General features: G+C 77.2%; 19 protein-coding genes. 11 read left to right on the top strand and 8 right to left on the bottom strand.

Annotated elements, in window-relative coordinates; translation table 11 throughout:
- The first annotated feature begins 9 nt into the window (after positions 1-9).
- Positions 10-504, top strand: coding sequence for a 4Fe-4S dicluster domain-containing protein (locus tag ADEH_RS13080; RefSeq protein WP_011421581.1), 495 nt, complete (start codon positions 10-12; stop codon positions 502-504).
- Here ADEH_RS13080 and ADEH_RS23700 read toward each other — a convergent pair.
- Positions 447-2,663 carry an FkbM family methyltransferase gene (locus tag ADEH_RS23700; RefSeq protein WP_011421580.1) on the bottom strand — a complete coding sequence of 739 codons (2,217 nt, stop codon included), beginning with the start codon at positions 2,661-2,663 and terminating at the stop codon, positions 447-449. The genes ADEH_RS13080 and ADEH_RS23700 overlap by 58 nt on opposite strands.
- A gap of 150 nt (positions 2,664-2,813) precedes the next feature.
- On the opposite strand from ADEH_RS23700, the gene ADEH_RS13070 reads away from it, so the two are divergent.
- Both ADEH_RS13070 and ADEH_RS13065 read left to right on the top strand, forming a co-directional pair.
- On the top strand, positions 2,814-3,743 hold the full coding sequence (locus ADEH_RS13070; protein ID WP_011421579.1) for a diacylglycerol/lipid kinase family protein: 930 nt from the start codon (positions 2,814-2,816) through the stop codon (positions 3,741-3,743).
- Between the two features lie 40 nt (positions 3,744-3,783).
- The gene (locus ADEH_RS13065; protein ID WP_011421578.1) at positions 3,784-4,752 is read left to right on the top strand and encodes a hypothetical protein; all 969 of its coding nucleotides are present in this window, start codon (positions 3,784-3,786) and stop codon (positions 4,750-4,752) included.
- A 207-nt stretch (positions 4,753-4,959) separates the two neighbouring features.
- Here the strand turns inward: ADEH_RS13065 and ADEH_RS13060 are convergent, their stop codons facing one another.
- From ADEH_RS13060 to ADEH_RS13050, 3 genes are all read right to left on the bottom strand, one after another.
- Positions 4,960-5,430, bottom strand: coding sequence for a helix-turn-helix domain-containing protein (locus ADEH_RS13060; protein WP_011421577.1), 471 nt, complete (start codon positions 5,428-5,430; stop codon positions 4,960-4,962).
- Positions 5,431-5,840: 410 nt separating this feature from the next.
- Positions 5,841-8,588, bottom strand: a complete 2,748-nt coding sequence (locus tag ADEH_RS13055; protein ID WP_011421576.1) for an SNF2-related protein — start codon at positions 8,586-8,588, stop codon at positions 5,841-5,843.
- A 227-nt stretch (positions 8,589-8,815) separates the two neighbouring features.
- Complete coding sequence (locus ADEH_RS13050) at positions 8,816-11,668, bottom strand: M16 family metallopeptidase (RefSeq protein WP_011421575.1); 2,853 nt, start codon at positions 11,666-11,668, stop codon at positions 8,816-8,818.
- 204 nt (positions 11,669-11,872) lie between these two features.
- Here ADEH_RS13050 and ADEH_RS23285 point away from each other — a divergent pair, with 204 nt between their 5' ends.
- The gene (locus ADEH_RS23285) at positions 11,873-12,031 is read left to right on the top strand and encodes a hypothetical protein (protein WP_198133779.1); all 159 of its coding nucleotides are present in this window, start codon (positions 11,873-11,875) and stop codon (positions 12,029-12,031) included.
- 37 nt (positions 12,032-12,068) lie between these two features.
- Positions 12,069-12,668: a phosphorylase gene (locus ADEH_RS13045; RefSeq protein WP_011421574.1), complete on the top strand. Its 600-nt coding sequence runs from the start codon at positions 12,069-12,071 to the stop codon at positions 12,666-12,668.
- Between the two features lie 15 nt (positions 12,669-12,683).
- Here ADEH_RS13045 and ADEH_RS13040 read toward each other — a convergent pair whose 3' ends face one another.
- Positions 12,684-13,409 carry a TVP38/TMEM64 family protein gene (locus ADEH_RS13040; RefSeq protein WP_011421573.1) on the bottom strand — a complete coding sequence of 242 codons (726 nt, stop codon included), beginning with the start codon at positions 13,407-13,409 and terminating at the stop codon, positions 12,684-12,686.
- Between the two features lie 42 nt (positions 13,410-13,451).
- On the bottom strand, positions 13,452-13,991 hold the full coding sequence (gene dps / locus ADEH_RS13035) for a DNA starvation/stationary phase protection protein Dps (protein ID WP_011421572.1): 540 nt from the start codon (positions 13,989-13,991) through the stop codon (positions 13,452-13,454).
- A gap of 174 nt (positions 13,992-14,165) precedes the next feature.
- On the opposite strand from dps, the gene thiS reads away from it, so the two are divergent.
- Positions 14,166-14,366, top strand: a complete 201-nt coding sequence (thiS, locus tag ADEH_RS13030) for a sulfur carrier protein ThiS (protein ID WP_011421571.1) — start codon at positions 14,166-14,168, stop codon at positions 14,364-14,366.
- Between the two features lie 3 nt (positions 14,367-14,369).
- Positions 14,370-15,143: a thiazole synthase gene (locus ADEH_RS13025; protein ID WP_011421570.1), complete on the top strand. Its 774-nt coding sequence runs from the start codon at positions 14,370-14,372 to the stop codon at positions 15,141-15,143.
- 176 nt (positions 15,144-15,319) lie between these two features.
- Here ADEH_RS13025 and ADEH_RS13020 read toward each other — a convergent pair whose 3' ends face one another.
- Positions 15,320-16,126, bottom strand: coding sequence for a hypothetical protein (locus ADEH_RS13020; RefSeq protein ID WP_011421569.1), 807 nt, complete (start codon positions 16,124-16,126; stop codon positions 15,320-15,322).
- A 45-nt stretch (positions 16,127-16,171) separates the two neighbouring features.
- On the opposite strand from ADEH_RS13020, the gene ADEH_RS13015 reads away from it, so the two are divergent.
- Positions 16,172-16,783, top strand: coding sequence for a thiamine phosphate synthase (locus tag ADEH_RS13015; protein WP_011421568.1), 612 nt, complete (start codon positions 16,172-16,174; stop codon positions 16,781-16,783).
- A gap of 9 nt (positions 16,784-16,792) precedes the next feature.
- Here ADEH_RS13015 and ADEH_RS13010 read toward each other — a convergent pair whose 3' ends face one another.
- Entirely contained in the window at positions 16,793-17,461 is a 669-nt protein-coding gene (locus ADEH_RS13010; RefSeq protein WP_011421567.1) for a class I SAM-dependent methyltransferase, read from the bottom strand.
- Between the two features lie 100 nt (positions 17,462-17,561).
- Here ADEH_RS13010 and queD point away from each other — a divergent pair, with 100 nt between their 5' ends.
- The 3 genes from queD to ADEH_RS12995 are packed head-to-tail and all read left to right on the top strand — an operon-like array spanning position 17,562 to position 24,665.
- Positions 17,562-17,954: a 6-carboxytetrahydropterin synthase QueD gene (gene queD / locus ADEH_RS13005; protein WP_041453528.1), complete on the top strand. Its 393-nt coding sequence runs from the start codon at positions 17,562-17,564 to the stop codon at positions 17,952-17,954.
- Positions 17,955-18,000: 46 nt separating this feature from the next.
- A complete protein-coding gene (locus ADEH_RS13000) occupies positions 18,001-21,090 on the top strand; it encodes a PD-(D/E)XK nuclease family protein (protein ID WP_011421565.1) in 3,090 nt (1,029 codons plus the stop codon).
- A complete protein-coding gene (locus ADEH_RS12995) occupies positions 21,087-24,665 on the top strand; it encodes a UvrD-helicase domain-containing protein (protein ID WP_011421564.1) in 3,579 nt (1,192 codons plus the stop codon). Before ADEH_RS13000 ends, ADEH_RS12995 begins: the two co-directional genes overlap by 4 nt.
- Positions 24,666-25,149: the final 484 nt, after the last annotated feature.

Genomic DNA, 25,149 nt, shown 5'->3' with positions numbered 1-25,149 from the left:
ACTCGGCGCGTGGCCTCGCCGCGCGCGCTCGCGTACCTCGCCTACCGGGCCCTGGTGGCGCACCCGCTGAAGCGGCTGCGCGCGCGGGGGCCCGGGCTGGAGCGGTTCCGGGCGGCGTACGTCTCCGAGGGGCTGCTCCCCACGCTCGTGGCGGACCGGGAGGTGGACGAGGCCGCGGCGGGCTGCATCTCCTGCGGCCTGTGCGAGCCCGCCTGCGACCTGGCCGCGGCGGCGCCGGCGGTGCGCGCGCTCGGGGTGCACGCGGCCTTCCGGCTCCACGGCCGCGCCGGACCGGACCTGGCGCTCTCCGCGGGTGCGCTGGCGGCGTGCGACGGCTGCGGCGCGTGCGACGCGCGCTGTCCGGTGGGCGTGCCCATCTCGCGGGTGGTCCGCGCGCTGCGGGCGCGGGCCGAGGCGGGCGCGACGCTGCGCCGCGCGCGGGGCGCTCAGGCGGCCGCCGGGGCGGCGAACGCGATGGTCTCCCACGCGCCCGGCGTGAAGTGATCGAGGTAGAGCCGGTAGCCGAGGCGGAGGCCGTCGATCCAGGCGGGCAGGGCGCCCAGGTCCTCCGGGCGGTGGTACGCGGCGATGGCGAGCTTGGGGCGATGGCGGCGGAGGGTCCGCTCGGCGCCGCGGAGCGCGGCCAGCTCGGCGCCTTCCACGTCCAGCTTGAGGAAGTCCACGCGCGGGAGCCCGCGCGCCTCCACCAGGTCGTCCACGCTGCAGGTGCGGGCCACCGCGGCCGCGGCCCCGGGCGCCGCGCCGAGGTGCGTGGCGGGGCCGTGCTCGGTGAAGGGGAGCGCCTCGCCGCTGCGGTCCCAGAGCGCCTCCGGCACGATCTCCACCCGGCCGGCCAGCGCCGGGTTGAGCGCCAGGTTGGCGCGGAACACCTCCAGGTGCGCGGGCAGGAACTCGAAGCTGAGCACGCGGCCGCCCGGCCCGACCTGGTGCGCGAAGTGGAGCGCGGTCTCGCCGAAGCAGCCGCCCCCGTCCACCACCACGTCGCCCTCGGCGGCGGCCACGCGGACGCCGGCGCGCTCGAGCTGGTACTGGCGCAGGAAGAACGTGGCGACCACGTACTCGGCGGTGGAGAGCAGCTCGAGCGGGAGCCCGGCGGGCCGCAGGTCGTAGCGGTCGAGGCGCCAGCCCTGGAACGCGTGCGACGCGCCGCGCGTGGCGGAGGCCGGGACCGCGCCCCGCTCGCGCAGCAGCCGGCCCTGCACCTCGTCCTCCAGCGCGCGGGCCCGCGCGGCGTCGAAGCGCACCGGCACGCGCGCCGCGCCGAGGGCGCGGTGCGCGCACAGCTCGAGCATCCAGTGGCGCGAGTCGGCGTCGGCGAGCGCGCCCCAGGCCCGCTCGAACTCGGCGTGCCGCCCCAGCACCGCGGCCGCGGCGTGCGCGGCCGCCTCGAGCGTGGGGCCGGCGTCGCCGGCCGGCGCCTCGGAGGCGAGGTCGAGCACCCGCAGGTAGGCGCGCGTGAACGCCGCGCCGGGCACGCCGGCGGCGTCCGCCACCTGGTCGAGCATGCCGAGGTAGGTGCGGAACGCCTCGCCCGATCCCGGCGAGAGCTCCAGCTCGCGCAGGAGCGCGCCGGCGGCGTCGGCGGGGCGGCCCGCTCCGGCGAGCGCGAGCGCCCGCGCCCGGTGGACCTGCGGGCGCGCGCCGTCCAGCCCCGCGGCGCGGTCGGCGAGGCGCAGCGCGTCGTGCGGCGCGCCCGCCTCGAGGCGGGCGACGGCCTCCGACACCAGCGCCGCCGGGTCGTCCGCCGGCGTCCGGGCCGGGCGGGGGCGCGCGGGCGGGCCCGCCTCGACGGCGGCGAGCAGCGCGCGCATGCGGTGCGCGTAGGTGTGGCGCCCGGCGACCTCGCGCTGCTGCGCGTCGGCGAGCGCGGCGCGGCCGGCCCCGTCGGACAGCCAGCGCCCCACCAGCGCCGGCAGCTCGGCGGGATCCTCGAACTGGACCAGCCCTTCCACCAGCTCGTCCTCGCCGTTGTGGGCCGCCCCGCCCACCAGCAGGCCGCCCGCGCCGAGCGCCTCGAAGAAGCGCATGTTCACGTCGTTGCCCACCGGCAGGTTCACGATGATCCGGCTCTGCTGGTAGATGCGCAGCGCGGCCTCGCCGTAGGCCTGGCCGAACACGCAGCTCGGGAACCGGCGCGCGAGGTCGCGGCAGATCCGCGGCCGGTCGCCGAGGGGCGTGCCCAGGAAGCACCAGTCGATCTGCTTCGCCTGGGCGGGGTCCGGCGCCTGGCGGGCGGGGTCGTACGCGAGCGGGAGCCAGCGCGCCGCGATCCCGTGGCGCGCGAGCAGGTCCACGCCGTCGCGCTGGGCGCTGAACACGTGGTCGAAGCCGCGCGCCTTGTCCGGGCGAAGCAGGCTCCCGCCGGCGAGCGGCGCGCCCAGCCGGTGCGTGTCGATGCAGTAGTACGCCGACGGCACGCCGAGGCCCACCGGGCCGGGGTAGGCGAGGTCGTCGTCCACCTGCAGGTACAGGTCCGCCGGCGGCAGGGTCTCGTAGCCGGCCTGCTCGATCCCGCCGGCGGGCGTGCGCCGCAGCGGCTCGTGGTGGAACGCATCGCACCCGATCTCGCGCAGCGCGCGGAGCACGTGCACCCCGGTGGTGTCCTCCCGGGGAAGGGTGCTGAAGACGACGCCGATCCTCATCCGGCCTCCGGTCGCGCCGCGTGCATGGCGCGGCCGGAGCCTTTGCGCGGCGCGTGCCAGGTGGGGCGCCGGGGGCCGTGGCGGCCCCGCGACAGGTTCGTGACGCGCCGCCCGCCGCGGCGCCCCCGTCCCGGGATATGATCCCGATCGGTGAAGCCCTTCCTCATCGTCAATCCAGCCAGCGCCTCCGGCCGCACCGGCCGCCACTTCGACCGGATCGCCCGCGCGGTGCGCGCCTCCATCGGCGACTTCGAGTGCGCCTTCACCAAGGCCCGCGGCGACGGCGTCCGGCTGGCCCGCGAGGCGCTCGCGTCCGGCGGCAAGCTGGTGGTGGCGGTGGGCGGCGACGGCACCGCCAGCGAGGTCATCGACGGGCTCACCGGCGAGACCGGTCCGCGCGACCCCGAGGCGCACTTCGGGTTCATCCCCCGCGGCACCGGCGGCGACCTGTGCCGCACGCTCGGCATCGACCCCGACGTGGACTCGGCGGCGCGCACGCTCGCCTCGCGCGACGTGGCGGTGCTCGACCTGGGGCGGCTGGAGCTGGTGGGCCTGGACGGCGCGCCGGTCACGCGCCACTTCGCGAACGTGGCCGGCTTCGGCGTCTCGGGCGAGGTGAGCGCGCTGGTGAACCGCGGGCTGAAGCTCCCCAGCGGCAAGCTGTCCTACATGCTCGCGTCCGCGCGCGCGCTGATGAGCTGGTCGGACCAGCCGGTGCGGTGGCGCGTGGACGGCGGGGTGTGGCACGAGGAGCGGATCACCGCCATCTCGGTCTGCAACGGGCGCTACTTCGGGGGCGGCATGAAGGTGGCGCCGGACGCGCGCATGGACGACGGCGTGTTCGACGTGGTGGTGTGGAAGGCGTTCGGGATGGGCGACTTCATCGCCAAGCGCCCCATGCTCTACGACGGCACCCACGTGCGCCTCGAGAACACCCGGGTGCTGCGCGCGCGCACGGTGGAGGCCGAGCCGCTGGAGGGAGCGCGCGTGCGCATCGACTCCGACGGCGAGTCGCCGGGCCGCCTGCCGGCGCGGTTCACGATCCTCCCGGGTGCGCTCCGGATCCGCGTGGGGCGTTGACCTCGCCGCGGGCGCTCCACGGTCCTTACCCTGCAGCATCATGACGCTCGCCCTCGTCGCCGCCCTGCTCACCGCCGCAACCCCTGCGGGCGGCAAGGCCCCCGCGTCCGCCGTCCCCGCCGTCCGGCACGCCGGCACGCCCGGGCCCGCGCCGCGCGCCATCCGCTCGGCGGAGGACCTGGCCGCGCTGTGCCGGGCGCTCACCCCGCCGGAGCGGCTCCGCCCGCGCGGCGACGCGGTGGAGCGGGGCGAGGCCGAGGCCCGCCACGACGCCGATCGCGACGCCGCCATCGTGGCGCGCTACGCCATCACGCTCCCGGCCGCGCGGCTGGCGTTCGCGCCGTACGACGCGAGCGAGCGGCGGCTGGCGCTGGCCGAGCCCGGCGTGCTGCCGGTGGCGGAGGGCGGGTCGCGGCTGTGGCCGAGCGAGGAGCGCGGGCTGCCGGTGGAGGCCGACGCCGGCGCTGCGCGGCGCGTGCTCGAGGCGCAGCGCGCCGGCCGGCTCGCGCTGGAGCTGACCTTCGACCTCCCCGACGACGCGACTTGCGGCGCCGATCCGCGCGGCAAGACGTTCACGCTGCCGGTCGAGCCGGTGGACTGGGCCTGGACCGACGGCGGCGCGGCGCTGGCGCGCGGCGGGGCCGGCGCGGATCGCCCGCTCGCGTCCGCGGCGCAGGGCGCCACGCCCAGGGTGGACGTGGGCGAGCCCATCGCCGGCCCGTCGGAGGCGAAGCGCGCGGTGCTGACCCGCGCCGGCGACCTGCAGGCGTGCTACGCGGAGGCGCTGCGCCGGGATCCGGCGGTGGACGGGGTGCTGGTGGTCGAGCTGGGCGGCGGCCGCATCGGCGTGGCCGCCGACTCCACCGGCACGCCCGAGCTGTCCACCTGCGTGCAGCGGGCGCTCGCGACGCTGGCGTCGCCCGGTGGCGGGCGCGTGGCGGTGCCCATCCGCTTCGAGCTGGTGGCGCCGGCGACGGCCGCGGCCGGCACCGGCGCCAGCGGGCGGTGATGCCCGGCGCGTCGCCGAAGTGCGGCCTCCACGGAGAGAGCGTCGCCATGCACCCCGAACGGCATGAGGACGGTCGCCGCCCAGGAGCATCGACGCAATGAGTCCGCGCCACTGGCCGACGCCGCCGTGAGGGCGGAAGCGGAGTCGTTCGCCAACCCCGGCGTGGGCGCCGGTGGTCCAGTACCGAGCTAGCCGGACGCTTCGTCCTTACCGTCCGCACTTCGGGCACCTGACGTCCAGGAGGACCTGCGGCGGGACGGCGAGCACCTCGGCGAGCGACAGGACCAACCCGGCTGACCAGCGTTCGAGGTAGTCCGGGTCTCGCTCGATGTCATCCACCACGCCAGCCTCGAAGCCGATCCGGTCGGCAAGGTCGGCCTGCGAGAGCCCGAGGGCCACCCTGCGCTCCCGGACGACATCATGGCGGCCGCCCCTTGACCGACCGACGTCCGATCCCGCGCAGGACGCACACGGGATGCCGAGCAGGTCGAGTGCGTCCACCCCAAGCACTTCGCAGAGTAGCCGCAGGTTCCGGAGATGCAACACGTGGACGGCTTCATCCTCGTGTTGCTCCAGATCGCGGAACTCGTCGCGGCTGAGCTGAGCGCCGGAAGCCACCTCGGCGTCGGTGAGTCCGAGCTTCGTTCTCTGCGCCCGCAGTCGGTCGTTGACCTTCACGCGACCCTCCTACCAGACGGGTGCTGATATGGGCCACTGCACTGAGAAGCTTCGCGGTGCGAGGACGTCCACGCCGTTCACGCGGACCAGCGCGCTCGATGCGCGGGCGCCGCCCGCCTCGTCGCCGTTTCGGACCAGGAGGCGGAACGGTCCTACCGCACCATCGGGCAACGCGCAGGAGAATGCGCTGGTACCGCGGGCCGCAACGAACGGGCCACACACCCGATATCCGGAGCGGCGCGTCTTCTCGCGCGGGCCAGCGCCGACCGGAGCGCCGCCAGTCGCGCGAACGGGTGACGCGATGCTGTGCGGCGGGGTGGGCTACGCGCCCAAGGCAGTGCAGCGGTAGCCCAGAGAAGCGTCCGGCTCTGGGGAGAGGACCGCCGCCGTCCAGGGCGCCGGCGGCAATCTCACACGCAGCGCCAGTACGCGGTCGCGACCAGGGTCCGGCGCTCCTTCACCTCGGAGCGCTTCTTGAGATCCGCGACGGCGCGGTCCTTCTCGGCGTAGCGCTGCGCCTCGACCGCGCGCAGGTCGTCCAGCTTGCGCCGGTACTCGCGCTCGGCCCGCTCCAGCAGCGCGCGCCGATCCCGCAGCGGCAGGTCGGAGCGATCGCCCAGCGCGCCGCGCGCCCGGCCCCAGGCGGCGCGCGCGTCCTCGACCGCCTTGCGCGGCGCGGCGAGCGCGTCCTCGACGGCGCGATCCCAGCGATCGCGGGAGGCGTCGTACGCGGCGCCGATCCGCTCCTGCAGGTCGGCGACCAGCGTCGCGTGGAACGCCTCCAGAGCCTGCTCCTGCGCCTCGCCGATCGAGACCGTGGCGCCCCGCGGGCCCGCCTGCGTCTCCTCCGCCGGCAGCGCCGCGAACGCGTCGGCGTCCTCGGGGGAGAGCGCGTGGAACCGCTCGCCGTCGAACCAGAGCACGAGGTGCACCACGCGCTCCTCCGACACGAGCGCGTCGAACGCGTACTTGTAGGCGAACCACCAGCCCTCGCGCCCGGCCAGCTTGCCCAGCGAGGCCGGCAGCAGGCGATTCGGGAGCTCCAGGAACGAGACCGCGTCCTGCGGCCGGGCGCGGATCCGCTCCGCCGCGGCCTGGATCAGCTTCGCGCGGCGGGTGCGGCCGCGGGCCGGCTCCTCCGGCGGCGGCGCCGCCTCCTCCTCGAACGCGGCCGCGACCAGCGCCTCCTCGTCGGCCTCGCGCCGGGCCACCGCCTCCTTGGCGTTCTTCTCCGCCACCCGCAGCCGGCCGCGCACCTCGCCGTCGAACCGCTCGAACAGGAGCGCGCGGGCCGCCGCGTAGCGGGCCGAGATGCGGTCGTCCAGCTCGCCGCGCAGCTTCGAGAACGCGCGGTCGATCTCCTCGCCGGAGCGGCAGGCCTGGTAGATGTCCAGCACCCGCTTCTCGAAGTCGATGCCGGTGCCGAGCGCGCCCAGGATCTCGTCGGACGAGCCGAACACCCCGTCGAACAGCGCCAGCTTCTGCGAGAGCAGGTCGAACAGGCGGGCGTCGGCGGCGTTGGAGCGATTGAGGAAGTTCAGCACCAGCACGTCGCGCTGCTGGCCGTAGCGGTGGCAGCGGCCGATGCGCTGCTCGACGCGCTGCGGGTTCCAGGGCAGGTCGTAGTTGACCACCAGGTTGCAGAACTGGAGGTTCAGGCCCTCCGCGCCCGCCTCGGTCATCAGCAGGATCTGGGTGCGGTCGCGGAACTCCTCCACCAGCGCGGCGCGCTTCTCGGTGCCGCTCACGTCGCCGGAGAGGCAGGTGACGGTGTAGCCCTTCGCCTCGAGCAGCCGCCGCAGGTAGTCCTGCGTGCGCCGGAACTCGGTGAACACCACCGCCTTCTCCGGCCACCCGCACGCCTTCGCCACGGTGAAGCAGCGGTCGAGCCCGCGCACCAGCGCGTCGCCCTTCGCGTTCACCTTGATCTCGCGCGCCAGCCGGGCGCAGGCGCGCAGCTCGTCGAGCTCGTCGTTCATGCGGCGCAGCGCGAGCTGGCCCTTCGGCTTCTGCGGGGCGCCCTCGTCGTCGAAGAGCTCCTCCACCTCCTCGGCGAAGCCGTCCATCTCCAGCAGGAGGTCGGCCTGGGCGGTGCACTCGACGCCGGCGATCTTCTGGTCGAGCGTGTCGGCGAGCCGGTCCAGCGTGGCCGCGAGCGCGAACGAGGAGGACGCCAGGATCTTCCGGTACACCAGCACGAACAGCGCGCGCCGGGCCATGGGGATGGCGTAGGCGTCCTCGCGCCGCAGGTACTCGGAGACGCGGTCGTACAGCTCCTGCTCCTGCGCGGTGGGCGCGAAGTCCTCCACGATGGAGCGGCGGGCGGTGTACTTGACGTACTCCTTCACCTGCCGGCGCAGGGTGCGCACCACCACCGGCGCCAGCCGCGCCTTCAGGTCGGCGGCCTTGTCCTCGGTGAGCTCGCCGGAGGCGTACTGGAGCCGGAACGTCTCCTCGTTGCCGAGCAGCGCGTCGTCGATGAACGCCGCCAGCCCGAGCAGCTCCATGAGGTCGTTCTGGAGCGGGGTGGCCGTCAGCAGGAGCTTGGGCGAGCGGCGCAGCGCGCGGCGGAGCGCCTGGCCGGTGCGGTGGTCCTTGCGGTAGGCGTTGCGCAGCCGGTGCGCCTCGTCGATCACCGCCACGTCCCAGTGGACGCGCTCCACCTCGGCGGCGCGCAGCGCGGCGAACGGGTGCGAGCAGATCACGATCCCGCCGGTGTCGAACGGGTTCGTCTTCAGCCCCTGGCGCTCGCGCTCGCGGCAGGTGTCGCCGTCCACCACGTCCGCCTCGAGGCCGAACTTGGAGCGCAGCTCCTCGCGCCACTGCGCGCGCAGCGAGGCCGGCACCAGGATGACGGCGCGCGGCTTCCCCTCGGCCGCGAGCTGCGCGAGCACCAGGCCCGCCTCGACCGTCTTGCCGAGGCCCACCTCGTCGGCCAGCACCGCGCCGCCGGTGGGGAGCGCGGCCAGCGCGAACGCGGCCGCCTCGATCTGGTGGGGGTTCAGGTCCACCGCGGAGTGGGCCAGCGCCGGGGCGAGCCGGGACGTGCCGCCCCCGCCGCGCGCGGTCAGCGCCTCCGCCGCAACCCGCTGGTGGAACCGCGTCAGCTGCGGCCGGGCCGAGCCCGCGCGCGACGCAACCTGAGACACCCCGCCCATCCGCACCGCCTCCCACCACCCGGGGCGCCCACGCGCCCGCCCACGCCGCGGCGCGCGGAGGTTCCCGCCGCGCCGCCCGGTATCCCGCGATACCGGAGCGGCCACTGTACCAGCATCCGGATCCCGGCGGCAGCCGCTCTGGCGTGTGCGCGCCGACCCCACGCGCGTGGCGGGGATGGCGCGGGCCGCGGCGGCCGCGCCGGGCGGCGCGCCGCGGGTCGGGCCGGTCAGCGGGCGAAGACGTCGTCGGCCGGCGTGATGCGGATGGCGTCCGGCCGGATGCCGAGCTTCGTCGCGCCGATGACCCGGTCCTCCTCGAGGAGCGCGGCCGGCTTCTCGGCGTCGTACTTGACCGTGGAGACCCCGTCCGCGGCGAGCGCCGCCGCGAGCGCCTTCGCGTCCTTCGTCACGATCACGAACGAGAGGTCGGTGGCGGAGAGGTGCGTGCGGATGGCGCGGTTCACGTCCTCGCGGGTGAGCTTCGCGAGCCCGTCGCGCAGGTAGCGCGTGAACTCCGGGATGCCGTACCAGCGCGAGTCGAGCGCGTAGCCGACCTGCTGCTCCTGCCGGGCCGTCATCACGTAGACGTTCTTCATCAGGTAGGCCCGCGTGGCCTCGAAGTCCGCCTCGGAGAGCCCCTCGTCCACCAGCTTGCGCAGCTCGTGGAGCGCGATCCGGATCGCCATCTGCGCGTTCTGCGGCTGGACCGGCCGGATCCACACCTCGAACAGCTGCGCCCGCCGGCCCAGGTTCGGATCCGGGAAGAACTGGAACATGCCGCGCGGGAACGCCTCGACGTAGGCGTAGTCGCCGTAGTTCATCCCGCGCGTCTCGCGGATGCGCTGGTAGAGGTGGGAGGTGGACGACCGGTGCTCGCCCAGCCAGGTCTTGGCGAGCCAGAGCGCCGGGAAGTCCGGGTGGCCGCGGGTCACCGCGATGGGCAGGCCGAAGGAGATGGCGGTGGCGCGCGTGTCCTTCTGGACGATCTCCACCTCGATCCCCTTGTGCCGCCGCCCGGTCACCGCCGGCGCCGGCTCCGCCTGCGCGACCGGCAGCCGCCCCAGCTCCGCCTGGAGCCGGCCGAGGAACGCCTTCGGCGCGTCGCCGCCCACGCCGACCAGCACGTCCGGCCGCGCGTAGCGGGCCTTCACGAACGCCTTCACGTCGTCGAGCGTCACCGCCTGGATGCCCGCCACGGTGCCGAGGGCGGGGTGGCCGTACGGCGTGCCGGCGAAGACGTTCGCCTGCAGCCGCTCCTTCGCCAGCTCCTCGTCGTTCGACTCGCGCAGGTCCTGGACGAGCGCGTTCAGGTGCTCGTCCTTGATGCGCCGGAAGTCCTCCTCGCGGAAGCCCGGCTCGGTGAGCTGGGGCAGCGCCACGTCGGCGAACCGCTGCCAGCCGTCGGCGGGGAAGCGGCCGGTGAGCGTCGCCATCTCCTTGTCCACCTGCGCCTCCAGGCTGGCCGCGAGCGGATACAGCGCCTCGCGGATCTCGTCGAGGCGCATCCGCTGCGACCCCGCGGCGGCGAGCATGTCGGCGGCCAGCGCGGCCAGGCCCTCCTTGCCCTTCGGGTCCTTCGCGCTGCCGGCCGGGAACACGAGCTTCACCGTGACGACCGGGAGCTTCGAGGGGAGGAGCGTGACCGGCAGGCCGGCCGGCGCCGGCGGGCGCGGCTCGAGGGACGCGAGCGCCGGCTGCGCCTTCACCGCGGCCGGCAGCGGGTCCTTCGACAGCGTCGTCACCACCAGGCCCGCGTCGGTGAAGTACCGGCGCGCCGCGGCGAGCAGGTCGGCGCCCTGGAGCGACGCGTAGGTGCGGAAGAGCTGGTTCGCGGTGGCGTAGGAGCGCCGGAAGTGCGCGAAGCGCGCCACGATCCCCGCGATGGCGTCGGTGGAGTCGAGCCGGCGCACGAACGCCGCGCGGCCGTGGGACTTCTGGTCGGCGAGCCTCCGCGGATCCGGCGCGGCGGCGCGGGCCTGCGCGAACGCCTTCAGGATCACGTCGCGCACGTACGGCGCGTCCTCGGCCTTCTTGAGCCGCGCGTACACGGTCACCAGGCCGGGGTCCACGTTCGGCCCGGTGTCGGTGAACAGCGCGTCCACCTTCTGCTCGTCCACCACCAGCTTCCGGTAGACGTCGGAGGTCTCGCCGAAGTGGAGGTCGAACAGGAGGTCCACCGCCGCCCAGTCCTTGCCCGTCTCGGAGAACGCCGGGCCGTGGAACGCCACGGTCACCCACGGCAGCGTCGGCGTGGTCCAGGGCACGTGCGCGTAGACCGGCCCCTGCGGCGCGGGCTCGGCGGGGATCCGCGCCTGGAAGTCGCCGCGCTTCCACCCGCCGAAGTACCTCTCGACGAGCGCGAACACCTTCTCCGGCCTCACGTCGCCGGCCACGATCACCGTCGAGTGCTCGGGCCGGTACCAGCGCGCGTAGAACGTGCGCGAGTAGTCGTACTGGTTGGGCATGTCCTCGATGTCGGCGAGGAAGCCCATGGTCGTGTGCTTGTACGTGTGCGCGCGGAAGGCGGCGTCGCGCTGCACCTCCTCGAGCTTCACGATCGGGTTCGAGGCGTTCTTGTTGTACTCGCCGAGGATGGCGCGCGACTCGGTCTTGAAGCCCTCCACCGAGTAGTCGAGGTGCTGGAAGCGGTCCGCCTCGATCTCGAGGACCTTCTCCAGGTCCGCCTTCGCGAACGTCGTGTGGTAGTTCGTGAGGTCGTCGCTCGTGTACGCGTTCTGCCGCGCGCCGATCTGCGTGAGCACCGCCTGGTAGGCGTCCGGCGGGTAGGCCTTCGTCCCGCGGAACATCATGTGCTCGAAGAAGTGCGCGAAGCCGGTCTTGCCGGGCTCGACCTCGTTGCGCGAGCCGGTCTGGATCGGGATCTGGACCGACACGAGATCCGGGAAGCCGGTCGGCACCACGATCACCTTCAGGCCGTTCGGGAGCGTCCGCTCGGCGGCGGGGAAGGGCAGCACGTCGCCCGCGCCGGCGCGCGGCGGCGCGGCGGAGGCGGGCGCGGCCGCGGCCAGGGCTGCGACGGCGGCGGCGGCGAGGAGCAGCGGAGACGGGGTCGGGCGCATGCGGCGGATCTCCCTCGGGTGAACGGGAAGGGACGAAAGCACGGGGTGGGGCGACCGGCAAGCGGCGCCTCCCCCGGCGCCACGCCGTCCCTCCCCGGAGGCGCGAAGGGCCGGTCCGTGACGCCCGCGGCCAGGAGGGGCGCGCGCCGTCGCGCCGAAATAGGCCCGGCCTCCCTCCGTAGGAAAGGCCAACGGAGGTTGAACATGAAGGCCCTCGCAATCGTCGCCCTCGCCATCGCCCTCGAAGCAGGCTTCCTCTTCACGCTCGCGGTCCCCGCCGGCTCCGCTGCCGCCGCCCGCGACGCCCGCGGCGCCCAGGTCGAGCTGGCGCACGCCCCGGCGCCGGTCCCGGCCCGCTCGTAGCCCGCACGCGGCACCCCGCGGTGGACTACGATGCGGCATGGCCGAACGCCCGAGCCTGCTCCTCGCCGCCTTCCCGCCCGAGCTGGCGGGCCTCGACGCGGCGCCACCGCCCGGCTGGATCGCGGGCGTCACCGGGGTGGGCGCCGTCTCCGCCGCGATCGAGACGGCGCGCCTCGTCGCCCAGCACGCGCCGGCGCGCGTCCTGTTCGTCGGGACCTGCGGCGCCTACGACGCGCGGCTCGCGCCCGGCGACCTGCTCTCCGCGTCCGAGGCCGTCGCGACCTCGCTCGACGAGGTGGAGGGCCGGGCGTACCGGCCCGCGATCGAGCGGGTGCGCTGGCCGGCGGGCTGGGCGCTGCCGCTCCCGGCGCACGCGGTGGCGGTGCCGCCCGCCATCACCCGCACCGCGGCGGGCGCCCGCGCGCTCGCCGCCGTGGGGGCGGCGGAGCACCTCGAGCTGACCGGCGTCTTCGCCGCCTGCCACGCGGCGGGCGTGCCGGCGGCCGCGGCCCTGGCGGTGGCGAACCGGGTCGGGCCGGACGCGCACGCGGAGTGGAAGGCGGCGCACGCCGCCGCGAGCGCGGCGCTCCGGGCGGCGCTGGAGGCGCGCGGCGTGCTCCCGGCGCACGGTCCCTGATCGCGCGGGCCCGGGTCAGGCCGGCGGCGGCCGCGCGCCGGCCGAGGCAGCGAGCGCGCGGCGCAGGACCCAGGAGATGGCGAGCAGGATCGCGCCGGTGCCGATCGCGGGCAGGATCAGCGCGCCGGGGCCGCCGCGGCCGGCGTCCACGGTCGCGCGCAGCGCCGCGGCGTCGGCCGCGAGCGAGCCGACGTACACCGACAGGATCAGGCCCGGGACGCTCCCGAGGAGCGACGCGAGCGCGAACGCGCGGAGCGGCACCGGCGTCGCGCCGAGCAGGTAGTTGAGCACGGTGAACGGGGCGAGCGGGGCGAGGCGGAGCAGCAGCACCACCCGGAAGCCCGACGCGGCCAGCGCCGCGTCCACGCCGGCCAGCGCCGGCGAGCGGGCGGCGAGCCGGGCGGCGCGCTCGCGCACCAGCCAGCGCCCCGCCGCGAACGCCGCGCAGGCCCCCAGCGTGCTGGCGGGGATCGCCACCAGCGAGCCGGACACCGGCCCGAGCGCGAACCCGGCCGCGAGGTGCAGCAGCGGCGCGGGGATCATGAGCGGGCCGCTCGCCACGTAGGCCGCGGCGAGCGCCGCCGCCGCGGCGGGCGCGCTCTGGCGGAGCGACTCCAGCGCGCGGGTGGCCGGGCCGGGCGCGAACGCGGCGAGCGCGCCGATGGCCGCGACCAGCAGCACGGCGGCCGCCGGCCGGGCCAGGCGCGCGCCCGGGCCGGGGCGAGGGGGGAGGGGCGTCACGCGCGCAGTGTAGCGCGCCTCGCCCCGCCGCGCCCCGCCCGCTCACTCCCCGAGGGTGGCGCGCAGGAACCACCCGTGCTTCTCCACGTCGGCGGCGACGCCGGTGAGCAGGTCCACCGTCTCCGGGTCGCCGTGCTCCTCGGCGAGCGCCTGCGCGGCGCGGAGGCCGCCGAGGTACGCCTCGACCCGGTCGGCGAGCAGCGCGACCAGCTCGAGGTCGCGGACCGTGCCCGCGGGCAGCTCGGGCACGCGGCTCGCCGCGGCCACCTCGCGGGCGGTCCCGGCGGCGCGGCCGCCCAGGGTGACGGCGCGCTCGGCGACGTCGTCGCCGTGGCCGGCGAGCGCGGTGGCGAGCTCCTCGAACAGCGCGTGGAGCTGCGAGAAGTGCGGCCCCTTCACGTTCCAGTGCGCGACCTTCGCCTGCGTCTGCAGGTCGATGCCGTCGGCGAGCGTCGCGACGAGCGCGTCCGCGATGCGGCGGCGGTCGGCCTCGGGGAGCGCGCTCGGGCTGCGGAACAGGTCGCGGCGGGCCGCGCGGGTGGGCTGGGTGGCGGGGGGCTGGGTACGGGTCGTGGTCGTCATGTTCAGGTCCTCCTCTCGGACGCGAAGGAGGATGCCGCGCCCAGGCTGATAACTCCAAGACATCGTCGCGATGTCGCTGATAGGGATTGGCTGTCAGTCGCCCGCCGCGCCCGCGGGTCGCCGCGCCCGCGGCGTTTGACGCGGCGGCGCCGCCGTTGCTAGATCCCCCGCACCATGCAGGTGAGGCTGAACGGAGAGCTCCGGGAGATCCCCGACGGACTGACGGTCGCCGGCCTCCTCGCGCACCTCGGCGTGAAGGCGCCGCGGGTGGCGGTCGAGGTCAACGAGGCGGTCGTCACCAAGGACCGCTACGAGGCCCACCGCATCGGTCCGGGCGACTCGGTGGAGATCGTCGCCTTCGTCGGAGGAGGGTAGGCCATGGCGGACACCTGGAGCATCGGCGCGCACGCGTTCACCAGCCGCCTGCTGGTGGGCACGGGCAAGTACCCCGACTTCCCCACCATGCAGCGGGCGCTCGCCGCCTCGGGCGCCGAGGTGGTGACGGTCGCGGTGCGGCGGCTCGACCTGTCGAAGAAGGGCGAGGAGTCGCTGCTCGCCTGGATCCCGAAGGGCATGAAGCTGCTGCCCAACACGGCCGCCTGCTTCACCGCCGAGGAGGCCATCCGCACCGCGCGCCTCGGCCGCGAGCTCGAGATGGGCGACCTCGTGAAGCTCGAGGTCATCGGCGACCGCCGGACGCTGTTCCCCGACGTGGAGGGGCTGATCCAGGCGGCGAAGGTGCTGGTGAAGGAGGGCTTCACCGTCCTGCCGTACACGAACGACGACCCGGTCACGGCGAAGAAGCTCGAGGACGCCGGCTGCGCCGCGGTGATGCCGCTCGGCGCGCCCATCGGCTCGGGCCTCGGCCTCCGCAACCCGTACAACCTCCGCATCATCATGGAGACGGTGCAGGTGCCGGTGCTGGTGGACGCGGGCGTCGGCACGGCCAGCGACGCGGCGCTCGCGATGGAGCTGGGCGCGGTCGCGGTGCTCATGAACACAGCCATCGCCGAGGCGAAGGACCCGGTGCTCATGGCCGAGGCCATGCGCGCCGGCGTGGAGGGCGGCCGCAAGGCGTTCCTGGCCGGCCGGATCCCGATGAAGCTGCACGCCGCGGCTTCCTCGCCGATGAGCGGGCTCATCGGGACCTGAGCCTCCTCGGCTCCGCTCCCTCGACTCCGCGCGGCCTGCGGCCGCGCTACGCTCGGGATGAGCGCTCCAACCGCTCACCCTGAGCGTGGGCAGGCCGCAGGCCTGCCGGAGTCGAAGGGTCACCCCTCGAGCCCGTCCAGGGGCGGGCCGACGATGCGCCTGGGCGCGCGCCGCGCCTAGCCGGCCGGCTCGAGCGGCGCGACGTCGTCGATGACGGACCGGAACACGCGCGAGGGCTTGCCCCATCCACCCGCGGTGTACCCGCGGCAGATCCGGTCGTACGCCTCGGGGTGCTGGTGCGGCGCGAACTCCTCCACCGTGCCGCGCAGCGCGTAGCCGCGGTACGTGTCGAGGTCGATCACGGCCCGCGTCTCGAGCCGGTTCGACTTCAGGTTCATGTAGGTCTTCAGCGCGAGCCCGTCGCCGTGGAACAGGGTGAGGCGCCCGTCGCGGACCTCGTGGTGGAAGATGAACCGCGGCGAGAGGTTCGCCGTCTCGCCCACGCCGACCAGCGCGTAGCGGACGCTCCCCACGATCTGCACCAACTCCTCGAACGGCACGTTCTCGAAGAACTTGAGCGTGTACGGGCTGTGGTGGACGGTGAAGATCGACGCGCCCTTCACCACCAGCCCGTCCTCGTCCTCCTCCAGGAGGTCGGCCGCCACCGAGTTCACCGACAGCGCGCGGGTCTTCACCTGGAAGCCCTGGTACTGCTCGACGCGGGTGAGGTGGACGGTGATGCACTCGCCGCGGGCCGGCGTGCGCGCCAGCGGCCCGGCGAGGCGCAGGCGCAGCTCGCGGCCGGTGGGGCCGGGCTCGATCCCGAGCACGCGGTTGACCGAGACCGCGTTGTAGGTGCCGCCGAGGCTGGTGGTGCCCATGAAGGACAGCACCTTGTCGAACTTCACCGAGGGGAAACGGGGGGCCTGCTTCGCCTTCTGCGCTTCCAGGAAGGCGAGGAAGCTCTGGAGATCGCTCGACACGGATGCTCTCCTCGCGCAGGATGCTGCCGGAGGCGGAGATTACGGATGGAGGTCCCCGTTGTCCACCTGATCACGGACCGGCGGCTCGCTTCCTCGCTGCCGGCCCGCGCGGCGGCGGCCCTCCGCGGGCTGCCCCCCGGGATCGCCGCGATCCACCTGCGAGAGAAGGACCTTTGCGGTCTGGATTTGCTCCGGCTCGCGCGCGCGCTCGCCGCCGTCTGCCGCGACGCGGGCCAGCGCCTGATCGTGAACGATCGGCTGGACGTCGCGCTCGCGGCCGGGGCCGACGGCGCCCACCTCCCGTCGGCGGGCGTGTCGCCGGCGGACGCGCGCCGCCTGCTCGGCCCCGCGGCCCTGCTGGGCGTCTCGTGCCACTCGGAGGCGGACGTGCTCCGCGCCCGCGAGGGCGGCGCGGGCTTCGCCACGTTCGGGCCCGTCTACGACACGCCCTCGAAGCGTCCCTACGGCGCGCCGGTGGGCGTCGGCGCGCTGCGCGCGGCGGCGCGGCTCGGGCTCCCGCTGGTCGCGCTCGGCGGGGTGGACCCGTCGCGCGTCCCCGAGCTCCGCGCCGCGGGCGCGCACGGCGTCGCGGCGATCCGCGCGTGGCTGATCGGGGACGATCCCGCCGGCGCGGTGCGCGCGCTCCTCGGCCCCTGACGCGCGCGCTCAGCCCGCGCGCCGCAGCGACAGGAAGTACTGGTACGGCAGGAACGCGTGCTCCTCCGCCAGCTCCAGCCCGGCCTCGCGCGCCGCGGCGAGGAAGCCCTCGCGCGACACCTTGTGCTCGGGCGGCGGGCCGACCGGGAGCTCGCCCGCCTGGAAGTCCACGTTCACGAGCCGTCCGTCCGGCTTGAGGCGCGAGGCGAGCCGGCGCAGGTCGGCGGCGCCGTCGTGGAAGTGGTGGAACGTGTTGACGACGAGGATCGCGTCGCAGGGCTCCGGCGGCAGGGCCGGCGCGCCGTCGGTGGAGAGGAGCGGGTGGACGTTCTCGACGCCGGCGGCGCGGGTCCGCTCGCGCAGGAGCTCGATCATCCGGGGCTCGACGTCGATGGCGTACACGCGGCCGCGCGGCCCCACCGCGCGCGCCATCCGCAGCGAGAAGTAGCCGGGGCCGGCGCCCGCGTCGCACGCCACGCCGCCCTCGGGCAGCCGGAGCGCCTCCACCACCGCGTCCGGCTTCTGCCACCCGGCGCGGTCCGCGCCCTCCAGCTTGGCGAGGTACGCGGCGAGGTCCTCGGGGTTCCCGTGCCGGTCCCGGCCCGGCGCGTGATCGCCGTGCCCGTGCTGGTGCCCGTGGTGCCCGTGCCCGCCGCCGTGAGGTCCGTGTCCGCTCATGGTCCCTGGGAGCCCTTTCCCGCCGGGGCGGTTCGCGCCGGCGGCGCCGTGGCCGAACCGGGGTGCGCGCCGGCCGGTGCCCGGGTATATTGCCGCGCGCATGGGCAGTCCCGTCTACGAGATCTCGAAGGACTTCGTCTTCAGCGCCGCGCACCAGATCCGCTTCCACGGCGGCAAGTGCGAGCGGCTGCACGGCCACAACTGGCGCGTCCGCGTGCACGCGCGCGCCTCGACGCTGAACCGGATCGGGATGGTGATCGACTTCGCCGACCTGCAGAAGCTGGTCGCGGAGGTCGGGTCCCGCTTCGATCACCAGAACGTCAACGAGGTGGCTCCGTTCGACCAGGAGAACACCACCGCCGAGCTCATCGCCCGGTTCTTCTACCGGGAGATGTCGCGGCGCCTCGCCGAGCTGGAGGGGGGGCGCGTGACGGTGGCCCGCGTGGACGTCTGGGAGAACGAGGGCTCGCTGGCGATCTACCGCGAGGAGTGACGGCGGCGGCGCCGTCGGGCGTCAGCCGCGCGCGGTAGGGTCGGGCGTGCCCGTCCTCTGCCTGGTCCCCACGCCGCTCGCGGCGGTCCGTGCCGCACGCCGGCTGTGCGACGCGCAGGGCGGGCTCCTGTTCGGGCCCTCGGTGTCCACGCTCGAGCGGCTCGTGCCCGGCCTGCTCGCCGCCTCCGGCGACCGGCGCGCGGTGCTGCCGCCGCTCGCCGAGCGGCTGCTGGCGGCCGGCGCGGGGGCGGAGGCGGGCGGTCCGTTCGCCGGGCTGCACGCGTCGAGCGGCCTCGCTGCCGCGCTCGCGGCGGCCCTCGCCGAGCTGCGCCGCGCAGAGGTGACCGCGTCCGACGCGCGCGCCACGGCGGAGGAGGGCGGCCTCACCGGCGCCGCCGCGGGCCGGCTCGGGGCGCTCGCGGACGCGCTGGCCGCGTACGAGGCGCGGCTCGGCGCGCTCGGCGCGCTCGACCGGGCCGGGGCGGCCCGCACCGCCGCCGCGGCCGCCGCGCGCGGGGCCGCCTCGCCCGAGACCGCCGGCCTCGACCTGCTCCTGCTCGACGGGCACGTCGCGCTCGCCCCGGCGGAGTGGGACCTCGTCGCCGCGCTCATGGCGCGCGCCCGGCGGAGCCGCGTCCACCTCCCGTACTTCCCGGAGCGGCCCGACCTGTGCGCGCCCGCCGAGCCGCTGCTCCGGCGGTTCGAGGCGCTCCACGAGGTGGCCTCCCGCCGCGACGTGGAGGTGGTCCTGCCGCACGTGGACGGCGCCGACCGCGCCGTCCGGCCCTCCGCGCTGCTGGCCGCGTTCGCCGGCGGGCGGGCCGCCGGCCGCGCGGCCGGGCCGGAGGGCCAGGTGCTGGCGCTCCCGGGCGCCGGCGAGGCGGGCGAGGCGGAGGCGGTGGCCGAGGCGGTGGAGCGGCTCCTGGCCGGCGGGCTCGCGCCGGAGGACGTGGCCCTGGTGTCGCCGGCGCCGCGCCGGGCCGGCCCCGCGCTCGCGCGGGCGCTCGGCGCGCGCGGCATCCCGTTCGCGTCCGGGCGCGGCCCCGCGCTCGCCGAGGTGCCGCTGGTCCGCTGGGTCCGCGAGGCGCTGGCGGCGGCCGGGGACCTGGGCCGCGCGGCCGCGGAGCGCCTGCTCTCGAGCGGCTGGCTCGCGGCGCCCGGCGGCGGCGCGGTGGGACCGGTCCTGGACCGCGCCGGCGCGCTCGACGGGCGCGGGCCGCCGGCCGCGGCGCTGCGGCGGCGCCTGGCCGCGCTCGGGGGCGCCGCCGGTCGCGAGCGCGCCGCGGTGGCGCGCGCCGCCGGGGCGGTCGAGGCGCTGGAGGCCGCGCTGCGCCCGCTCGCCGCGCCCGGCACGGCCCGCGCCCACGCCGCGCGCCTGTCCGCGTTCCTCGACGCGTCCGGTCTCCGCCGGCGCGCCGCGCGCGGGCCGTCGGCCGAGGTGGCGCGCGACCTCGCCGCCCTGGCCGGGCTCGAGGAGGCGGCGGAGGCGGTGGTGCGCGCGTCCGCGCTGCTCGGCGAGGGCGGCGCGGCGCTCGCGCCGGCGGCGTTCCTCGAGCGGCTGGGGCTCGCGCTCGAGCAGGCGGCGCTGCCGCCCGGCCCGGAGCCGGCGGCCGGCGCGGTGGAGCTGTCCGGCCTCGACGAGGCGCCCGGCCTCTCGGCGCGGGCGGTGGTGGTCACCGGCGCCGGCCACGGCGCCTTCCCCGCCGCGCCGCCGCCCGAGCCGCTCCTGCGCGATCCCGAGCGGCTCGCGCTGAACCGGCGGCTGCGCCGCGCCGCGGTGGCGCCGGCGGGCGCGCGGCGGGCGGAGGCGACCTACCGCGCGTTCGCGGCGCTCGCGGCCGGCCGCGAGGCCGTCGCGATCACGTGGGCGGCGCCCGGGCCGGCCGGCGACGGCGGCCCGCTCGCGCCGCTCGCGGCCGAGGCGCTGGCCGCCGCCGGCGTCGAGCTCGCCGGCCCGGCGGCCGCGCCCGAGCCGCCGCTCGCGCGGGCGCGCACCGTCCGCGCGGCGCTGCGGGCCGCGGTCCGCGCCGGCGACGCGGGCGCGGCGGCGCTGGCCGGCACCGCGCTGGGGCCGCGCGCCGCGGACGCGCTCCGGCGCGGCGCCATCGAGTCGGCCCGGCGCGCCGCGGTGCTGGCGCGCCGGCCGGCCCCGTATGCCGGGCAGGTGGACCCGCCCGCGCTCGCCGCGCTCGCGGCCGCGCTCCCGGAGGAGTGGGCGCCCACGCGGCTCGAGGGCTACGCGCGCTGCCCGTTCCGCGGCTTCCTGGCCCAGGTGCTCCGGCTCCCGGACCGCGCCGCCGCCGACCTCGACATCGACCCGCGCGACGAGGGCAGCCTGCTGCACGCGGCGCTGGAGCGCTTCGTGCGCGGCCGGATGGAGCGGCACGCCTGGCCGCCCGACGGCGGCGAGGCCGACCTGGCGGAGATGCGGGCCGCGGCGGCGGAGGTGTTCGCGCGGTTCGAGCGCGAGGGCCGGACCGGCGATCCCGCCGCCTGGGCGGCGCGCCGGGAGGCGGTGCTGGCGCGGCTCGACCGCGTCGTGCGCGCCGAGGCGCGCGACCACGGCGGCCTCGCGCCCGCGGCGGTGGAGCTGCGCTTCGGGCGCGGCGGCCCGCTGCCGGCGCTCGAGCTCGCCTGGGACGGCGAGCGCGTCCGGCTGGAGGGGCGGGTGGACCGGATCGACGCCGGCCCGGGGCGCCTGCTCGTCGTGGACTACAAGAACGCGCGGAGCGGCGACGCGTACGCGGACGGGCTCGATCCGGAGGCGTTCGGCGACGCCGCGTTCCAGATCCCCGCCTACCTGATGGCGGCGGCGCGCGCGTTCCCCGGGCGGCCGCGGCTCGAGGCCACCTACGCGCTGCTCCGCCGCGCCGAGCGGCTGGACCCGGTCGCGCTCGACGCGGGCGATCCGCTGCTCGCGGCCGAGCCTCCGGCGCCGCCGCCGGGCGCGCCGGACGGGCCGCGGCCGTTCGCGGCGGCGGTGGTGGAGCGGGTCCGGCAGGTCCGCGCCGGCGCGTTCCCCATCGCCTCGCGCGGGTGCGACGGCTGCCCGTTCGGCGCGGTGTGCCGGTTCCAGGGCACCGCCGCGCTCGCGAGCCGCGCCGCCGGCGATGCCGGCAAGGACGCCGCGCCGTGAGCGGGAAGGTGACGTTCGGCCCGGCGGCGCAGGCGCTGTTCCGCCTGGAGGCGCCGACCGCGGTGTCGGCCGGCGCCGGCTCGGGCAAGACCACCGCGCTGGTCGAGCTGTGCGTGCGGCTCCTGGAGGGCTCGGCGCTGGGCTCGCCCTGCGAGCCGCGCGAGCTCGCCGCGATCACGTTCACCGAGAAGGCGGCCCAGGAGCTGGAGGAGCGGCTCCGCGGGGCGGTCGCGGCGCGCGCGCGCGCCGCGCGCGAGGCCGACCCGGAGTCGCCGGAGGCCCGCGCCTGGCTCGAGCGGCTGCACGGGCTCGACGCGATGGCGGTGGGCACCATCCACGGGTTCTGCGGCCGCCTCCTGCGCGAGCACGCGCCCGAGGCCGGGCTCGATCCCGAGGCCGCGGTGCTCGAGGAGGACCGCGCCTCCGGCTGGATCGCGGCGTCGGCGCAGGCGGCGGTGGTGGCGGCGCTCGACGCCGGCCGCCCCGCGGCGCGCGCGCTCGCGGCCGGGCTCGGCGCGGCGCGCGGCGGCCTCCCCGCGCTGGTGGGCGGGCTCCTGCGCGAGCGCGCCACCCGCGGCGACGGCGGGCCGGTCGCGCTCGCGCCCGCCGACGAGGAGGCCGCGCTCGCCGCCCGCGCGCGGCTCGACGCGGCCGCGCTCGCGCTGCTCGGCGCCGGCGCCGAGGCCGCGACCGCCGGGGCGCGCGCGCTGGTCGAGGCGGTGGGGCGGGCGCGCGAGGCGCTCCGGCCCGGGGACCTCGACGGCGCGCTCTCCGCCGACGCGCTGGCGCGGCTGGGCGGGCTCGCGGACGCCCTGCGCGGCAAGCGCGTGCTCAAGGCCGACGGGCCCGCGCTGCGGGAGGCGCGGGAGGCGCTCGCGGCCGCGTGGGAGGCGCTGGAGCCGCTCGCGGCGGGGGTACTGGCGGGGCCGCAGCAGGCCGAGCTGGCGCGCCTGGTGGAGGACGCGGAGGCGCGCTACGCCGCGCGGAAGGCCTCGGCGCGGGCGGTGGACTTCGACGACCTGCTGCTCCGCGCGCGCGATCTCCTGCGCGCCGACCCCGGGGTTCGGGCCGAGCTGCGCGGGCGGCTGCGCGCGCTCCTCGTGGACGAGTACCAGGACGTGAACCCGGTGCAGCAGGAGGTGTTCGAGCTCGTCGCCGGCCCCGGCGGCGGGCCGGGGCCGGTGCTGGTGGCGGTGGGCGACCTCAAGCAGTCGATCTACCGGTTCCGCGGCGCCGACGTGGCGGTGTTCGCGCGCCTCATCCGCCGCCTGGACGCCGGGGAGGGGCGGGTGCTGCACCTCTCCGAGAACCACCGCTCCGCGCCGGCGGTGCTCGACCTCGTGAACGAGGTCTCGGCCCGCGCGTTCCGCCCGCCACCCGGCGCGCCGCCGCGCGACGACGAGCTCGCGTTCGGCGAGCACGACCGGCTCGTCCCCACCCGCCCCGACGCGCTCCGGCCCGCCTGCGAGGTGCTGGAGGACGGCGCCGAGGGGAACGCCGCCGAGCGGCGCGAGCGCGAGGCCGAGGCCATCGCGGCGCGGATCGGGGCGCTCGTGTCCGGCGCGGCGGGCGCGGAGATCCGCGAGCGCGACGGCGTCACCGCGCGCCGCCCGCGCTTCGGCGACGTCGCCATCCTGTTCCGGCGGCTCACGCAGATCGCGCCGTACGAGCGGGCGCTGCGCGCCGCCGGCGTCCCGTACCGGCTGGCGCGCGGCGGCGGCTTCTACCAGGCGCCCGAGGTGCGGGATCTCGGGGAGCTGCTCGCCGCCGTCGCCGACCCGTCCGACGCGGTGGCGTGGGCGGCGCTGCTCCGCTCCCCCGCGTGCGCCGTGTCCGACGGGGCCCTGCTCCTGCTCGCCCGCGCCGGCCTCGCGCGCCTGCCCTGGCTCGCGCCGGGGGAGCTGGCCGCCGAGGTCGATCGCGTCGCGGCGGGCGCCGACGCGGCCCCCGCCGCCGACTCGGGGCCCGGCGCGAGCCCGCTGCGGGACGCCGCGCCGCGCGCCATCCCGGCGGACGAATGGGCCCGCCTGCTCCGGCTGCTCGCCGCGTACCGCACGCTCCACGCGCTCCGCGACCGGGTGCCCGTCGGCGAGCTGTGCGCGCGCGCGGTGGAGGCGCTCGACCTCGACGCCGCGCTGCTCGCCGGCCCCGACGGCGAGCGGCGGGCGGTGAACCTCGAGAAGGCGCTCGCGCTCGCCGCCCGCTTCGGCGAGGACGGCGGGACGCCCGCCGAGCTGGCCGCGCACCTGCGCGCGCAGGCCGCGAGGCCGCCGCGCGAGCCCGAGGCCGAGCTGGAGGCCGCCGACGCCGTGGCGCTCCTGTCGGTGCACCAGGCGAAGGGGCTGGAGTGGCCGGTCGCGTTCGTTCCGGACCTCGGCGCGCGGGCCCGGGCCGACCTGCGGCGCGCGCTGCTCGACCGCGAGGGCCGGCTGTGCGTGGCGCTGTTCGACCCCGCCCGCGAGGCGTTCGTGGAGACCGCCGCGCTCGCCAGCGCGAGAGCGGACGACCGGCGCTCCGCCGCCGCCGAGTCCCGGCGGCTGCTGTACGTGGCGCTCACCCGCGCCCGCGACCTGCTGGTGCTCTCCGGCGAGGGCTCCGGCGCGGAGACCTGGCGCGGGCTGGTGGAGGCCGGGCTGGCCGAGCGGCCCGACCTCGCCCGCCGGATCCCCATGGCCGAGGTGACCGCGCCCGGCCCTGCGCCGGCGCAGCTCGCGCCCGCGGACGGATCGCCCGCAGCGCCGCTCGCGCCGCCGCCGCTCGCGCCCCCCGCGCCGCCCTCGCCCGTCCGCGCCGCCGTCACCGAGCTGGCCGAGTACGCCCGCTGCCCGCGGCGCCACCTGCTCGGCCGCGTGCTCGGGATCCCCGAGCCGCGCGGCGCCCCCGGCGTGCCGCCCGGCGACGACCCCGGCCGCGCCACCGCGCGCGGCACGCTCGCGCACGCCATGCTCGCCGAGACCGATCTCGGCGCGCCGCCGCTCGAGCGCCGGGCCCAGCTCGCCGCCGCCGCCGCGCGCCGCGGCTACGACCCCGCCAGCCCCGGCGTGCGCCGGATCCTGCTCGAGGTGGCGCGGTTCGCCGAGTCGCCCGGCGGCCGCGAGCTGGCGCTCGCCGCGCGCGACGGCCGGCTCTCGCGCGAGGTCCCGTTCCTGCTCCGCCTCGGACCCGGCGACGGCGCGCCCCCGGTGTACCTCGTCGGCGCGCTCGACGCGCTGGTGCAGGAGCGGCGCGGCGGCGGCCTCACCGTGGTGGACTACAAGTACGCCACGCCGAGGCCCGGCGCCGCGGAGCGCTACCGCCTCCAGCTCCTCGCCTACGTGCTCGCCGCCGCCCGCGCCCACCCCGGCGCCCGCGTCCGCGCGCGGCTCCAGTTCCTGCGCGGCGACCACCGCACCGTGGACGTGACCCCCAGCGCGAGGGAGCTGGAGCGCTTCGAGCAGGACGCGCCGCGGCTCGCCGCGGAGGCCCGCCGCGGCGCCGAGCCCTCGCCCGCGGAGCTCGGCCGCGACGAGGCCCGCTGCCGCGCCGAGGGCTGCGGCTACGTCCCCCGGTGCTTCCCGCGCCGGCACGGAGAGTGAAGGAACGTTCACGCTGATCCGCTGAGCCGGAAGGAACGCGCGAGCGCATCAGGGCGATGGCGGCCCGCCGCGGCTCCGACCCGCGTAAGCGTCCATCAGGGCGTCGGAGCGCCGCCTCGAGGACGTCCTCGCGGGTGGAACCCGGCATGGAGTGCGAGAGCGCGTCCCGGGCGGCGTCGAGCTTCTTCAGGAATGCCTTGGACACGGTGAGGTGCATCCGCGCCTGGTCCGATCCGAGCCAGTCGATGGAGCTGGGCTTGGCGGCAGGGATCGCAGCTCGCAGTTCGACAGGCTCACTGCGAGCGGCATCTGAATGCTCCGCGGGCTCGACCCCGTTGGGTGGATTTGGTTCGGGCGCCCGGAATGGAACCTGGGTCGCGGCACGCTTGTCGAACTCCGCCAGCGCGACGAGGAACTCCGCCATGGCGTGCCGCTCGGAACACGCCGCCGCGCCCTCAAAGCCGACGCGTGCCCCAACCCCGAC

This window comes from Anaeromyxobacter dehalogenans 2CP-C (genome assembly GCF_000013385.1).
Lineage (GTDB): Bacteria > Myxococcota > Myxococcia > Myxococcales > Anaeromyxobacteraceae > Anaeromyxobacter > Anaeromyxobacter dehalogenans_B.
The sequence above is the reverse complement of the archived record's forward strand: the minus strand, read 5'-3'. Positions and strand labels throughout refer to the sequence as shown.